Origin of the sequence: uncultured Aliiroseovarius sp. (assembly GCF_947492455.1) — a bacterium.
In the GTDB taxonomy this organism is placed as follows: domain Bacteria; phylum Pseudomonadota; class Alphaproteobacteria; order Rhodobacterales; family Rhodobacteraceae; genus Aliiroseovarius.
The window spans coordinates 73,091-86,280 of record NZ_CANLNB010000005.1 but is presented as its reverse complement, the minus strand read 5'-3'; the positions used below and the strand labels follow the sequence as shown (position 1 = coordinate 86,280).

Annotated in this window: 11 protein-coding genes; 3 read left to right on the top strand and 8 right to left on the bottom strand. The window is 61.6% G+C overall.

The annotated features are described in order from the left end of the window. Nucleotides 1-10 precede the first annotated feature (10 nt). From Q0677_RS13325 to Q0677_RS13315, 3 genes are all read left to right on the top strand, one after another. Nucleotides 11-1,021, top strand: a complete 1,011-nt coding sequence (locus Q0677_RS13325; RefSeq protein ID WP_298910664.1) for an ABC transporter permease — start codon at nt 11-13, stop codon at nt 1,019-1,021. Continuing rightward, nucleotides 1,014-1,913, top strand: coding sequence for an ABC transporter permease (locus Q0677_RS13320; RefSeq protein WP_298910661.1), 900 nt, complete (start codon nt 1,014-1,016; stop codon nt 1,911-1,913). Before Q0677_RS13325 ends, Q0677_RS13320 begins: the two co-directional genes overlap by 8 nt. A 163-nt stretch (nt 1,914-2,076) precedes the next feature. After that, nucleotides 2,077-3,174 carry a YeeE/YedE family protein gene (locus Q0677_RS13315; RefSeq protein WP_366940976.1) on the top strand — a complete coding sequence of 366 codons (1,098 nt, stop codon included), beginning with the start codon at nt 2,077-2,079 and terminating at the stop codon, nt 3,172-3,174. On the opposite strand, the gene Q0677_RS13310 is transcribed toward Q0677_RS13315, so the two are convergent. From Q0677_RS13310 to rsmH, 8 genes are all read right to left on the bottom strand, one after another. Next, nucleotides 3,107-4,393, bottom strand: coding sequence for a DUF3422 family protein (locus Q0677_RS13310; protein ID WP_298910658.1), 1,287 nt, complete (start codon nt 4,391-4,393; stop codon nt 3,107-3,109). The genes Q0677_RS13315 and Q0677_RS13310 overlap by 68 nt on opposite strands. 108 nt (nt 4,394-4,501) lie before the next feature. Then, complete coding sequence (gene murD, locus Q0677_RS13305) at nt 4,502-5,908, bottom strand: UDP-N-acetylmuramoyl-L-alanine--D-glutamate ligase (protein WP_298910656.1); 1,407 nt, start codon at nt 5,906-5,908, stop codon at nt 4,502-4,504. 99 nt (nt 5,909-6,007) lie between these two features. Further along, entirely contained in the window at nt 6,008-7,090 is a 1,083-nt protein-coding gene (gene mraY, locus Q0677_RS13300) for a phospho-N-acetylmuramoyl-pentapeptide-transferase (RefSeq protein ID WP_282064518.1), read from the bottom strand. Nucleotides 7,091-7,110: 20 nt separating this feature from the next. After that, nucleotides 7,111-8,526 carry a UDP-N-acetylmuramoyl-tripeptide--D-alanyl-D-alanine ligase gene (gene murF, locus Q0677_RS13295; protein WP_298910652.1) on the bottom strand — a complete coding sequence of 472 codons (1,416 nt, stop codon included), beginning with the start codon at nt 8,524-8,526 and terminating at the stop codon, nt 7,111-7,113. Next, entirely contained in the window at nt 8,523-10,013 is a 1,491-nt protein-coding gene (locus Q0677_RS13290; RefSeq protein ID WP_298910649.1) for a UDP-N-acetylmuramoyl-L-alanyl-D-glutamate--2,6-diaminopimelate ligase, read from the bottom strand. Before Q0677_RS13290 ends, murF begins: the two co-directional genes overlap by 4 nt. A 19-nt stretch (nt 10,014-10,032) precedes the next feature. Beyond that, nucleotides 10,033-11,838: a penicillin-binding protein 2 gene (locus tag Q0677_RS13285; protein ID WP_298910646.1), complete on the bottom strand. Its 1,806-nt coding sequence runs from the start codon at nt 11,836-11,838 to the stop codon at nt 10,033-10,035. Further along, a complete protein-coding gene (locus tag Q0677_RS13280) occupies nt 11,835-12,179 on the bottom strand; it encodes a cell division protein FtsL (protein WP_298910643.1) in 345 nt (114 codons plus the stop codon). Before Q0677_RS13280 ends, Q0677_RS13285 begins: the two co-directional genes overlap by 4 nt. Continuing rightward, entirely contained in the window at nt 12,179-13,189 is a 1,011-nt protein-coding gene (rsmH, locus tag Q0677_RS13275) for a 16S rRNA (cytosine(1402)-N(4))-methyltransferase RsmH (protein WP_298910640.1), read from the bottom strand. Before rsmH ends, Q0677_RS13280 begins: the two co-directional genes overlap by 1 nt. Nucleotide 13,190: the final 1 nt, after the last annotated feature.

The window sequence follows — 13,190 nt, the reverse complement described above, 5'->3', positions numbered from 1 at the left end:
TCGACCGCCCATGTTAACCTATTGTTTGCGCAGGCTTGCTTTCTCGGTTCCCGTGCTGATTTTCATCAGCTTCGCCATCTTCCTTTTGATGGATATGGCCCCGAACGACCCCACCGCAAATCTGCCCATGTCGATCCCCGCCGAGACCCGCGCCCAACTGCGCGAGGCGTTGGGCATGGGGGATCCGCTGGTGACCCGCTATCTTCTGTGGTGCAAACAGTTTTTCATCCATGAACCGCTGAACTGGCTGACCGATCTGACCGGCCTTAGCTTCGGAGACCCCGACCGTCTGCGCGTCCTCAGCTGGGCGTCGCGTGCGCCCGTGGTGGAGCTAATTGCCGAGCGTCTGCCCCAGACTTTATGGGTCGTGGGCTCGTCCTATGTCATCGGCATCCTGATCGCCCTGCCCGTTGGCATCTATTCGGCGTACCGCCAACACGGGTGGTTCGATCATCTGGGCAGCTTCATCTCGATGATCGGCTATTCGGTCCCGTCCTTCTTTCTGGGCGTGGTGATGATCGTGATCTTCGCGGTGAAACTGAACTGGTTCCCGTCGGTCTATGACACGACGCTGACCGTCACTGGGTGGGAGAGCTTTCTGGCCCAATTGCGCCAGATGGTCATGCCGGTCACCATCCTTGCGCTCTACAACGCCGCCCAAATCAGCCGCTATATGCGCGCGTCTATGTTGGAGAACCTGCACCACGATTGTGTCCGCACCGCCCGTGCGAAAGGCGCGTCCGAGCGCCGCGTGGTGCTGGCCCATGTGGCCCGCAACTCGATGCTGCCCGTTGTCACCGTGATCGCCTTGGGCATCCCACAGGTGCTGGCGGGCGCCATCATCACCGAGCAGATTTTCAAGATCAACGGGATCGGCGCGCTTCTGATTTCATCGATCCAAAGCGGCGATCTGCCCGTCGTGCAGACCCTGACCTTCCTGTTCGCGGTGCTGATCGTCCTCTTTAACCTTCTGGCCGACATCGCCTATGGCCTGCTGGACCCGAGGATCAGCTATGACTGATCTGTTGGCCCTCAACGCCCCACCCACCGGGTTCTGGCGGCGGTTTCAGCGGCACAAGGGCGCTGTGATCGGAGGCGGTGTGCTGGCACTGATCCTTCTTGCCGTCCTGATCGGCCCAATCCTGTGGCCGCACGCAGCGGGACAGATCAACGTCACCGCCCGCAACCTCGGGCCCAGCTTGTCGCACCCGATGGGCACAGACCATCTTGGCCGCGATCTGTTCGCTGCCGTCCTGCAAGGTGGCCGTGTGACGATCTTGGTGGGTATTGTTGCGATGGGCTTGTCAATTCTGATCGGCGCAGCGGTCGGCATTCTGGCGGGCATGGTCCGTTGGCTGGACGCCCCCTTGATGCGGCTGACCGACCTGTTTCTAGCCCTGCCCGTCCTGCCCCTGCTTCTGGTCACGATCATGCTATGGCGCGACAGCCTGCGCGGTCTGTTCGGGGCCGAGGCCGGGATCTTCCTGTTGATCGTCGCGATGATCGGCCTGACCAGTTGGATGCAAACCGCCCGCATTCTCCGCGCCGAAGTGCTAGCCTTGAAGAAACGCGAGTTCGTCACCGCCGCTACCGCCCTTGGCTTGAGGCCATGGGGGCTGATCCGGCGGCATATTCTGCCCAACGTGATGGGTGTGATCATCGTCTCGGCTACGCTGGGACTGGCCAACGCAATCATCACCGAAAGCGCGCTGAGCTTCCTTGGTCTGGGTTTCCCGCCAGATCACCCCACATGGGGCCGACTGCTGTTTGACGGAACCGAGTATCTGACGCTGACACCCGCCCGCGCGATCTGGCCGGGGCTGATGATCACGCTGACCGTACTGTGCGCCAATTACCTTGGCGACGGGCTGCGGGATGCGCTGGACCCGCGTGGCGGTTTGGGGCGCAAATAAGGACAAGGGTCAGCGCTGCGTGCGCTGCTTTAGACCGCCAATCCGAACACATCGCGCCTCGAGGTCCATTATTCCAAGGCAGCCCCGTAGTCAGAACTTTTTCCCACACCAGTCATACGAAGCGCCCATTATAAGGGTTGCGAAACACCACTTCCCGCGCCAGATGGAACATATTCCCAAATGCGGAGACGTGAAGATGTTTGAGACCTTCGGTTTTGAGACCCTGACCCCACGCACAGCCTCGATCCTGTTCGGGCTTGGCCTTGGTGCGGCTTTCGGCATTCTGGCCGAAGTCACGCGCTTCTGCCTGCGTCGCGGCGTGATCGGGTCCGGCATCGAAGGCCGTCAGGCGCTGGCCGTCTGGCTGACTGCTTTGGCCGTTGCCGTGATCGGCACGCAAGGCGCGGTCTGGGCAGGCTGGATCAACTTCGCAGACCACCGCTTTCACGCGCCCACCTTGCCGATCCTCTCGCTCGTCGTTGGAGGCCTGATGTTCGGTGCAGGCATGGTCCTGACCCGCGGTTGCCTGTCGCGACTGGTCGTTTTGGGGTCCTCGGGCAACCTGCGCGCGATCGTCGTTCTGGGCATGGCCGCGCTGGCCGCCCTTGCCACGATGAAAGGCGTCCTCGCGCCGCTTCGAAACTCCCTGGGGGCGGTTGAGTTCGCCGCCCCTTCCCTGCCAGCCCTGGGCGCTCTATTGCCCCTCGCTCTGGCCGCTGTCTTTATCGCGCAAGCTCGTCCCAAGTTGCGCGTTCTGGTACCGGCGGTTTTGCTCGGCGCACTCGTGCCTCTGGGCTGGCTGGGAACCGGATTGGTCCTGATGGACGAATTCGACCCCATTGCCGTGGAAAGCCTGTCTTTCACCGCACCTTTGGCCGATACGCTTTTTTGGACCGCGGCAGCCAGCGCTGTTGGTGGCAATTTCGGAACCGGTCTGATCGGAGGCGTCATTGCAGGCGCCGCCCTGTCTGCCCTGATCGCCGGGCGCTTTGCATGGCAGGGCTTTGACGGCGCAGGCCAGATGGGCCGCTATCTGTCAGGCGGAGTACTGATGGGCATGGGCGGCGTGTTGGCCGGGGGCTGCACCGTGGGTGCGGGCCTTTCGGGCGTCGCAACGCTGTCGACGTCAGCTGTGATTGCTCTGCTAGCCATCATCGCGGGCGCTTGGTTGGCAGCCCGCGTCGATGCACGGGTCAGTGGCCAAGCGACTTCCGAATTCGACGCACCGACAGCCACACCAGAAGCACCACAGGCAGCGTAAGCATCGCCGTCAGCGTTCCCTTAGACATGTTCAGCGCGCCTGCGAGCGGATAGAACAGATAGCCCGCCAGCGATACCGCGTAATAGCTGATCGCGACGACGGACAGGCCTTCTACCGTTTCCTGCAAACGCAGCTGCATTTTGGCGCGGGCATCCATGCTTTCCAGCAGTGCCTGGTTTTGCTCGGCCCGTTCAACATCAACACGGGTGCGCAACAGCTCGCCCGCGCGCGCCGCCCGGGCCGCCATGTTTTCCAACTGCGTCGCCGCGCTTTTGGTGGTGCGCATCGCGGGGTCATAGCGGCGCATCATGAACTCGCTTAGCGTCTGACGCCCGCGGAACCGCTCTTCCCTGAGCGCCCCAATGCGCTGGTTCAGAATAGCTTCATAAGCCCGCGTCGCACCCATCCGGAACGAAGTCGAGGCCATCAGCTCTTCCAGTTCGGCTGAAATCGACAATAGCTCGCTGAGCGTCGCCTCGGCGGGTTCGTCCCCGCGCTTCATCGTGCCGACCAGATGGGTCAGCTCGCCGTCCACATTGCGCAGCTGGCGATGGATGTCACGCGCCACCGGGAAGCCTAGCATGGACATGGTCTTGTAGGTTTCAATCTCGCATAGGCGTTGCACAATCCGACCGATCCGGCGTTTGCCGGTGCCCTCGGAAACGAAGGCGACGAACCGCATATGTCCGGCAGGATCGATGCGAAAATCCCCTGCAACCATGGCCGAACGATCAATCACCCAGGTCGACGCAATGCTTTCCGACACGAACCATTCGCGCACTAGCTTGTCCATGTCCTTTTCGACAGGCGGCATCTGCTGCACCCGGATATGGGCCGAGGTGATGCGGGCGCCGGGCGCATCCGCCAGCCAGTCATCCGGGAAGACATCAAACGCCGCCGGATCAAATGCCCGCGACGAGATCCCATCCGAGAACACCGTGTAGCTGACGAACTCGTTATGCTGCTCCCACTTCAGATGGTAGCGACCGATTTCGCCGAAATAGTGGTTCGACCCGGGGCTGGGATGGGGCGCGCCGAACCGATCCAGAAGTGCAATCAGATGCTGGCGATCCGCCTCGCGATCCCGGTTCGCCGCGTTTTGCGGACGTTTGATTGCCAGATAGACAGCAGTCCCCGGCGCGCTGATCGCGGGCGAAGGGCGAGCGTGCAGCTCGTTCGCAAGGTCATAGCGGTCCGGATGGTCGATCAAATTCATCATGCGCGTGTCTCCTACGCGCAAAGTCGTAACAGAGACGAGACACATTACAACCCCTTAAAAACAAGGGTTTTTTGAGAGATTTAGCATACCGCGGAATACCGGTATCGCTCACATATCCTGAAGACGGTCCTGAACCAGCCGAGTGAAGTCCTCGCCCCGCTTTTCGAAATCGGGATATTGATCGAAGCTGGCAGCGGCGGGGGCCAGCAGCACCGTGTCACCGGATTTCGCATCTTTGGCGGCGGCCGCAACGGCATTTGCCATCGTCTCGCAGATCTCATAAGGGACGTCGCCCAGTTGCAGGGCAAACTCGCGGGCGGAATGGCCGATCAGATAGGCTTTGGTCACATTGCCAAGCGCATCCGACAGGCTTTCGATCCCGCCATCCTTGCCCAAACCGCCCGCAATCCAGCGGATGTTGCTGAAGGCACCAATGGCGGCGCGGGCGCTGTCCACGTTGGTGGCCTTTGAATCATTCACGAAGGCCACGCCGTCTTTCTCACCCACCAGCTGCGAGCGATGCGGGAGGCCTTTGAAGGCGTGGAACGCGTCCTCGATCACTTTCGGGGCCAGCCCAATGGACCGGCACACCGCATAAGCGGCACAGGCGTTCTGGTGGTTGTGGCTACCGGGCAGCCCCTTCACAGCCCGCAGATCGACCGAGGCGATCTGGCGCCCCTTACGATACTCGGACAGGAACCCCTTGCGGGCGAAGACCTGCCAGCCCGGCCCGGTCAGCTTGCGATCGACCGAGATGCGGATCACGCGGTCATCTGCCGCGCCTTCGGACAGTTGGCCGGCCAGATAAGCGCCTTCGGCCTCGTCCACGCCGATCACGGCGCGGTCTGGGCCACCCTCGGCGAACAGACGCCGCTTGGCCGCAAAATAGCCGCCCATGCCGCCGTGACGATCCAGATGATCGGGCGACAGGTTGGTGAAGACCGCAATGTCCGGGGTCAGGGAACGGGCCAGATCGGTCTGATAGCTCGACAGCTCAAGCACGACGACCTCGCCATCATGGGCGGGGTCAATGTCCAACACACCACGGCCGATATTGCCCGCCAGCTGGGTCGGCTTGCCCGCATGTTCCAACACATGATGGATCAGCGCCGAAGTGGTGGACTTCCCATTCGACCCCGTCACCGCCACGATGCGCGGCAGGGTGTCGAAGTTGTCCCATTCCTGATCAGCAAAGCTGCGGAAAAAGAGGCCAATATCGTTGTCCACCGGCACGCCTGCTTCCATCGCGCGAGCGATCAGCTTGTTGGGTTCAGGGTACAGGTGTGGAATGCCCGGACTGACGATCAAGGCGGCGACGTCTTCCCACGCGTTGCCCTTGTTCAGGTCGTGCAGGATCAGCCCCTGCCCTTCGGCACGTTCGCGGGCTTCCTGCCCGTCATCCCAGCACAGCGCCTCGGCCCCGCCAGCTTCCAGCGCATGGGCCGTGGCCAGCCCCGAGCGCCCAAGCCCCAGAACCGCAACCTTGCGACCATCGTAACCTTTCACCGGGATCATGCGTGCCTCCTGTCTGTCTTGAGATATCGCTAAAGGGTTTGGCCCAAAAACAAAAGCCCCGCCGGTTGGGCGGGGCGTTTGGAAGACGTTTGATGACGTTTAGCGGACCTTCAGTGTGGCCAGACCGATCAGCGCCAGGATCAGCGAGATGATCCAGAAGCGAATGACGATCTGGGGCTCTTGCCAGCCTTTGTGCTCAAAGTGGTGGTGGATCGGCGCCATCAGGAAGACACGCTTTCCGGTCTTCTTGTAATACAGCACTTGGATAATGACCGAGAGCGCCTCGACCACGAAAAGTCCACCCACGATGGCCAACACGATCTCGTGCTTTGTGGCAACCGCGATGGCCCCCAAGGCGCCACCAAGGGCAAGAGATCCGGTGTCGCCCATGAACACAGCGGCGGGCGGTGCGTTGTACCACAAAAAGCCCAAGCCGCCTCCGATCAGGGCCGATGTGAAGACAAAGAGCTCACCCGTACCCGGCACATAGTGCACGTCCAGATATTCGGTGAAGTCGACACGGCCAACGGCATAAGCGATTACGCCCAAAGTTCCTGCTGCGATCATCACCGGCATGATGGCCAAGCCGTCCAGACCGTCCGTCAGGTTCACCGCATTCGCAGAGCCGACGATCACGATCATCACGAAGGGGATGAAGAAGAAGCCCATGTTCAGAAGCGTGTCTTTGAAGACCGGGAAGGCCAGTTGGTACTGAAGCCCCTCGGGATGCACACTGGACGCCCAGAAGCCCGCAATGGCTGCAATCGCCAGACCGATTGCCAGACGGACCTTACCCGAAACACCTGCAGTGTTGTTCTTCGAGACCTTGGCGAAATCATCCGCAAAGCCAATCAAACCAAAGCCATAGGTCACAAAGAGGGTGATCCAGACATAAGGATTATCCAGCCGCGCCCACATCAAAGTGGCCACCAGAAGCGCCGACAGGATCAACAGCCCGCCCATCGTGGGAGTACCCTGCTTTTCCTTGTGGCTTTCCGGGCCATCCTCGCGGATCGGCTGACCTTTACCCTGCTTGCGACGCAGGATGTTGATCAGGGGTTTGCCGAACATGAAGCCGAAAATCAGCGCAGTAAAGAACGCCCCGCCCGAGCGGAAAGTGATGTAGCGAAACAGGTTGAAGACATCGCCACCATCCGAAAACTCGGTCAACCAATACAACATATTGTGGGCCCTTTTGCTTGTTAGCCTTGCGCTTGGCTCATTTTGCGGATCGCGTCAACAGCTTTGGAGACCAGCGACCCTTTGGATCCTTTGACCAGCACGACATCGCCAGCGTCGATCAGGCTGTGCACCTGCGCGGCCATGTCCTCGGCGGTTTCGGTATAGATCCCCTGCTTGCCGCCCGGCAGACGCTCCCACAGGGATTTCATCAGCGGGCCCGAGCAATGGACCACGTCGATCTGATCCAGGAAGGGCAGATCGGCGATCTGGGCATGCAGCGCGGCCTCATCCGGCCCCAGTTCCAGCATGTCGCCCAGAATGGCCATCCGACGCCCTTTGTGGATCCTGCCGACGCCGTCAACTGGTTGGGCCGCTGCCAGAACCTCAAGCGAGGCCGCCATTGAGGTCGGGTTGGCGTTGAACGCGTCGTCGATCAGCGTCAGGGCCAAGCCTTCGGGCGCATCCAGTAGGATGTCTTCATGTGTGCCGCGCCCGGATGGGGGCAACCAATGGCTGATGTCGCGGGCGGCCAAGGTAACATCCCCGCCAAGCGCGCGGGTGGCGACCAGAACCGCCAGCGCGTTCATTGCGAAATGCCGCCCAACGCTTGCAATTTTCAACAAGTATTCCTGCCCGGCCACGTTCGCTTTGCAGATTGTGGCGTCGGGGCTTAGGACAACGTGGACCAGATGGTGATCGTCGCTGCGTTTAGCGCTGAAGCTTTGGGTGTCGAAGCCCTTGGCGGCGTCGCGGAGGATCTGCGTATTGTCCAAATCGGCATTGACGATGGCAATGCCACCCGGCTCTAATCCCTTGAAGATAGAACCCTTTTCACGGGCGATACCGTCCAAATCGTCGAAGGCTTCCAGATGCGCCGGGGCGACGGTGGTGACCAGCGCCACATGCGGGCGGGCCATCCGGGCCAAGGGTTCGATCTCGCCGGGATTGCTCATCCCGATCTCGATAACTGCGAAGTCTGCATCCGCTGGCATCCGTGCCAAGGTCAGAGGCACACCCCAATGGTTGTTATAGCTTGCCTCGGCGGCATGGGTCTTGCCCTGCCGCTGCAGAACGGTGCGCAGCATTTCCTTGGTCGAGGTCTTACCGACCGAACCGGTCACCGCCACCACGCGTGCCTTGGTGCGCGCGCGGGCCGCGCGACCCAGATCTTCGAGCGCTTTCAGAACGTCGTCCACGATCAACAACGGCGCGTCATCGGCGACGCCCTCGGGCACGTGGCTGACCAACGCGCCCCCTGCGCCCTTTTCCAGCGCCTGCGCCACGAAGTCATGCCCGTCGCGCGCGGCTTTCAGCGCGACGAACAGATCGCCAGCCTCGATGGTGCGGGTGTCGATGGACACGCCCGTTACAGCCCAGTCGCCGCGCGCTTCCCCGCCGGTGGCCTTTGCGGCCTCTTTTGCTGTCCAAAGGCTCATGCCAACCGTCCTTCCAAAGCTGCCACCGCGACCGAGGCTTGCTCGACATCATCAAAGGGCAGCACATCATTGCCAACGGTCTGGCCGGTTTCGTGCCCCTTGCCCGCGATCAACAGAGTATCTCCCGGCCCCAGAGCATCAACGCCGCGCAGGATGGCTTCGGCGCGGTCGCCGACATTCATCGCTTCGGGGCAACCCTGCATCACCATCGCGCGGATCACCGCAGGGTCTTCGGTGCGCGGGTTGTCGTCGGTGACAAACACCACATCCGCGTTCTCGGCCGCTGCCTGTCCCATCAGAACGCGTTTCGAGGTATCACGGTCCCCACCCGCGCCGAACACCACCACAAGGCGGCCAAGCACATGCGGGCGCATGGCCCGCAGCGCGGTTTTCAGCGCGTCAGGCGTGTGGGCGTAATCCACGAACACCGCTGCCCCATTTTCACGGGTCGCGGCGTGTTGCATCCGGCCGCGCACGGTTTCCAGATCCTTGAACGTCTCGAACACATGGTCCGGTTCAGCACCGCAGCCGATGGCCAGCCCCGCGGCGGCCAAAACGTTCTCGGCCTGAAAACCACCGATCAGATTCAGCCGTGCGGTGTAGGGCTTGCCCAGCCAGGTAAACATCAGCTCTTGGCCCGTGGCGTCATAGCGGCGGGCCTTGAGTTGCAGCTCGCATCCTTCGATTTGCCCCACGCGGATCAGCTTCTGACTGCGCGCTTCAGCAATGGTCGCCATCTCTGCGCCCTTCGGGTCGTCCATGTTGATTACGGCGGTGCCGTCTTCGGGCAACACGCGGGCGAAGAGGCCAGCCTTGGCGGCGAAGTACTCCTCGAACGTCTCGTGATAGTCCAAGTGGTCTTGGGTGAAGTTTGTGAAGGCAGCGGCGGACAGGCGCACCCCATCCAGACGGCGCTGCGCCAGCCCGTGGGAAGACGCCTCCATCGCGGCATGGGTTACGCCCGCGCCGGCCATATCGGCCAGTGTTTTATGCAGGGTGATCGGCTCGGGCGTTGTGTGTGACAGAGGCGCGGTGAACGCGCCCTCCACACCCGTTGTGCCCAGATTGGCGGCTTTGATGCCCAGAAGCGTCCAGATCTGGCGGGTGAAGCTGGCGACCGAGGTCTTTCCGTTGGTGCCCGTCGCGGCCACCATATGCTCGGGCTGTGTGCCGAACCAGAGCGCGGCGGCATAGGCCAGCGCCATGCGGGGATCTTCGGTCACGACCAGCGCGGCATCGGATGCGGCCAGCTCGACCTCGGCAATCCTTGCACCTTCGGGGTCAGTTAGAATGGCTGCAGCGCCCATGCGAAGGGCGTACTGGATGAACTCTCCGCCATGCAGCTTGGCCCCCGGAAGGGCTGCAAACAGATGGCCCTGCTTAACCAGCCGGCTGTCCACCGACAGCCCGGTCACCTGCGCATCACGCCCTGCCCGGGCGCTGAGTCCCAGTTCACCCAGGGATTTCGTTACCATCTCAGCACCCATCAGTTTGTAATCCGCCCTATCAGTTCGACGTGAGTGTTACCCCAGATGCATCCAAAGGTTCAACGCGGGTTTCGCGCGGTTTCATGCCCAAAAGGGGTGCCACGCGCTCGATGATCGTGGCTGCTACGGGAACAGCCGTCCAACCGGCGGTGCGACGCGGTTTGGTGCCCGAGGTCTCGACCGGTTCGTCCAGCGTCACGATCAGCACGTATTTCGGATTATCCACCGGGAACATGCTGGCGAAGGTGTTGATCACCTTGTCATCATAATAACCACCGCGCGGCTTGGGCTTGTCCGCTGTGCCGGTTTTGCCGCCCACCAGATAGCCCGGAACCTCGCCAAAGCTGGCGGTGCCCTCTGTGACCACCTTACGCAACATATCGCGCGCTGCAGCCGCCGACTCGGCGCTCATCACACGCGGGCCGCGCTCCACATGGTGTTGTTTTAACACGGTGGGCGTCACTGCGTAGCCGCCATTGGCAATCGCCGCATAGGACGAGGCCAGATGCATCGGCGTGTTGGAAATCCCGTGCCCATAGGAAATCGTCACCGCGCTGAGCTTGCCCCATTTCGGCGGCAAAAGCGGGGTCGATCCCGAGGCCTCGACGATCTCGAACGGGGTGCGATCCAGCAGACCGAGTGTCTTCAGGAATTCCTGCTGACGTTCGGGGCCAATCTGCAGCGCCATGCGGCCCGTGCCGCGGTTCGAGCTTTTGACGATGATGTCCGAAACCGACAGCTCGCCATAGTTCTTGTTGCGAAACTCGCCAATGCGGAAGCCCGAGATTTTCATCGGCTTGCCCGTATCGATCACCGTGTTCGGATTCACCAGCCCCAGATCCATTGCCTGAATGGCAGTGAAAATCTTGAAGGTCGAGCCAAGTTCATAGACGCCCTGCACCGCACGGTTAAAAAGCGGACTGTCGGACTGATCCATCCCCTTGTCCGCCACCGTCAAGGGACGCGGGCGGTTGTTCGGGTCGAAATCCGGCAAGGACGCGACCGAGATCACCTCGCCCGTATGCACATCCATCAGGATCGCTGCCGCACCCTTGGCGTTCATCATTTTCATGCCGCCATAGAGCACGCGTTCGACCGCGTCCTGAATGGTCAGATCAATGGACAACTCAAGCGGTGCGCCGCCATTGGCGGGATCGCGCAGGAAGTCGTCGAATTGCTTTTCGACACCTGCAACGCCAATCACCTCGGCGGCCGACACGCCTTCGCGCCCAAAGCTCGCCCCGCCCAACACGTGGGCCGCCAGCTTGCCATTGGGGTAGAGACGCATCTCGCGTGGGCCAAAGAGCAGACCCGGCTCGCCAATATCGAACACAGCCTGTTTTTGCTCTGGACTGATTTTCTTCTTGATCCACAGGAACTTACGAGACCCAGTGAAATCCTTCACCAGACGCTCGTGATCCAGATCCGGGAAGATGCGCACCAACTCGTCCGCCGCGCGTTTCGGGTCCACCATCTGATGCGGCTGGGCATAAAGTGCGTGGGTCACAAGGTTGGTCGCCAGAATACGGCCCTGACGGTCCAGAATGTCGGCACGCGCCGTCGCGATGGATGCACCGGGCGCCTGTGCGCGGGGCTCTTGCGCCTCGGAGGCCGAAAGGGTTGCCATGCGCACGCCGACCGTCAGGAAGGCGCAGAGAAAGAAGCCCGCCAGCACCAACAACCGTCCTTCCGAACGCAGGCGCGATTCATTGCGGATCTGGTCGTGCCGCTGGCGCAAGTTCTCGCGTTCGATCGCATCAGGGTTTTCACCCTTGGCGCGGGCTTCCAGAATGCGGGCAAGCGGGCGGAGGGGGACGCGGGTCATTGTGCGATCTCTCCTCTCACTTCAACGGTGCCCGTGATCTGAGGCAGAACGTCATCTTCGGCAAAGGCGATCTGATCTACGCGACCAAACTGACCCGGCTCCAGCACGTTCAGCTCCAGCTTGTCATAATTCAGCTGCGCCAGATCCCGCAATCGATCCGGGCGGTTCAGGTACGCCCATTCGGCCCGCAAAACGGCCAGCTCTTCCTGCATACGCCCAATTTCGCTTTGCAGCTCTTGAGCGCGATCCAAGGTGGCCTGCGTTTTGTAGTTTTCCGAATAGGCCCAGTAGGCCAGCCCCATCACGGCAAGCGCGGAAAGGATATAAAGAAAACTACGCATTACGATCTGTCCTTAAATACCAAGGGCGGCAAACCAAGCTTCTTGCGATCCGAGGGGCCCGCGGGCGCATCCGTGCGGGTGGCCACGCGCAAACGGGCCGAGCGGGCGCGCGGGTTGTCCTGCAATTCATCTTTGTCCGGCCCGATGGCCTTGCGCGGGGTCAGTTTGAAACGCGGGGTTTCTTCTGCGGCTTCCGGCGCATAGCGCGACCCGCCCCCGCCCGAGGACGCCCGCGCCTGCAAGAACCGCTTTACCACGCGGTCTTCCATCGAATGGAAGGTCACGACGGCCAGTTTCCCACCGGGCTTCAACGCGCGCTCAGCGGCTTCAAGCCCTTCAATCAATTGACCAAATTCGTCATTTACCGCGATGCGGATCGCCTGAAAGCTGCGCGTTGCGGGGTGGCTTTGACCCGGCTTGGAACGCGGCAGGTTCTTCTCGATCACCTCGGCCAGTTGCAAGGTGGTCTCGAACGGCGCCTCGGCCCGCGCTTTCACAATCGCACGCGCAATCCGGCGCGAGGCGCGTTCTTCACCGTAGTGATAGAGGATATCTGCGAGCGTTCCTTCATCCGCTTCATTCACCAGATCCGCCGCCGACGGACCGGATTGACTCATTCGCATGTCCAGCGGGCCGTCCTTCATGAAGGAAAAGCCACGTTCGGCCAAGTCCAACTGCATCGAGCTGACGCCCAGATCCAACACGACCCCGTCCAACAGTTTGCCGGCAAGCGTATCCATTTCAGAGAACGTGCCTTCGCGCAGTGCCAGACGGTCGCCATAATCGCCCGCCCAGCTTGCGGCCATCTGAAACACCATCGGGTCGCGATCAATGCCGCAGACCCAATCGGCCCCGGCATCGAGCAATCCGCGCGTATAGCCGCCAGCCCCAAAGGTCCCGTCCGCCCAATCACCAGAAACAGGTGCGACCGCTTCCAGAAGCGGCCGAAGCAAAACAGGAATATGGGGACGTTTATCAGGTGTGGAGTTGGGGGCAGCTGGGTCAGACATC

What these genes read in the sequence shown, in the direction of transcription:
- Q0677_RS13325 (WP_298910664.1), top strand. Translation starts at nt 11, where the DNA reads ATGTTAACCTATTGTTTGCGCAGGCTTGCTTTCTCGGTTCCCGTGCTG.
- Q0677_RS13320 (WP_298910661.1), top strand. Translation starts at nt 1,014, where the DNA reads ATGACTGATCTGTTGGCCCTCAACGCCCCACCCACCGGGTTCTGGCGG.
- Q0677_RS13315 (WP_366940976.1), top strand. Translation starts at nt 2,077, where the DNA reads ATGGAACATATTCCCAAATGCGGAGACGTGAAGATGTTTGAGACCTTC.
- Q0677_RS13310 (WP_298910658.1), bottom strand. Translation starts at nt 4,393, where the DNA reads ATGATGAATTTGATCGACCATCCGGACCGCTATGACCTTGCGAACGAG.
- murD (WP_298910656.1), bottom strand. Translation starts at nt 5,908, where the DNA reads ATGATCCCGGTGAAAGGTTACGATGGTCGCAAGGTTGCGGTTCTGGGG.
- mraY (WP_282064518.1), bottom strand. Translation starts at nt 7,090, where the DNA reads ATGTTGTATTGGTTGACCGAGTTTTCGGATGGTGGCGATGTCTTCAAC.
- murF (WP_298910652.1), bottom strand. Translation starts at nt 8,526, where the DNA reads ATGAGCCTTTGGACAGCAAAAGAGGCCGCAAAGGCCACCGGCGGGGAA.
- Q0677_RS13290 (WP_298910649.1), bottom strand. Translation starts at nt 10,013, where the DNA reads ATGGGTGCTGAGATGGTAACGAAATCCCTGGGTGAACTGGGACTCAGC.
- Q0677_RS13285 (WP_298910646.1), bottom strand. Translation starts at nt 11,838, where the DNA reads ATGACCCGCGTCCCCCTCCGCCCGCTTGCCCGCATTCTGGAAGCCCGC.
- Q0677_RS13280 (WP_298910643.1), bottom strand. Translation starts at nt 12,179, where the DNA reads ATGCGTAGTTTTCTTTATATCCTTTCCGCGCTTGCCGTGATGGGGCTG.
- rsmH (WP_298910640.1), bottom strand. Translation starts at nt 13,189, where the DNA reads ATGTCTGACCCAGCTGCCCCCAACTCCACACCTGATAAACGTCCCCAT.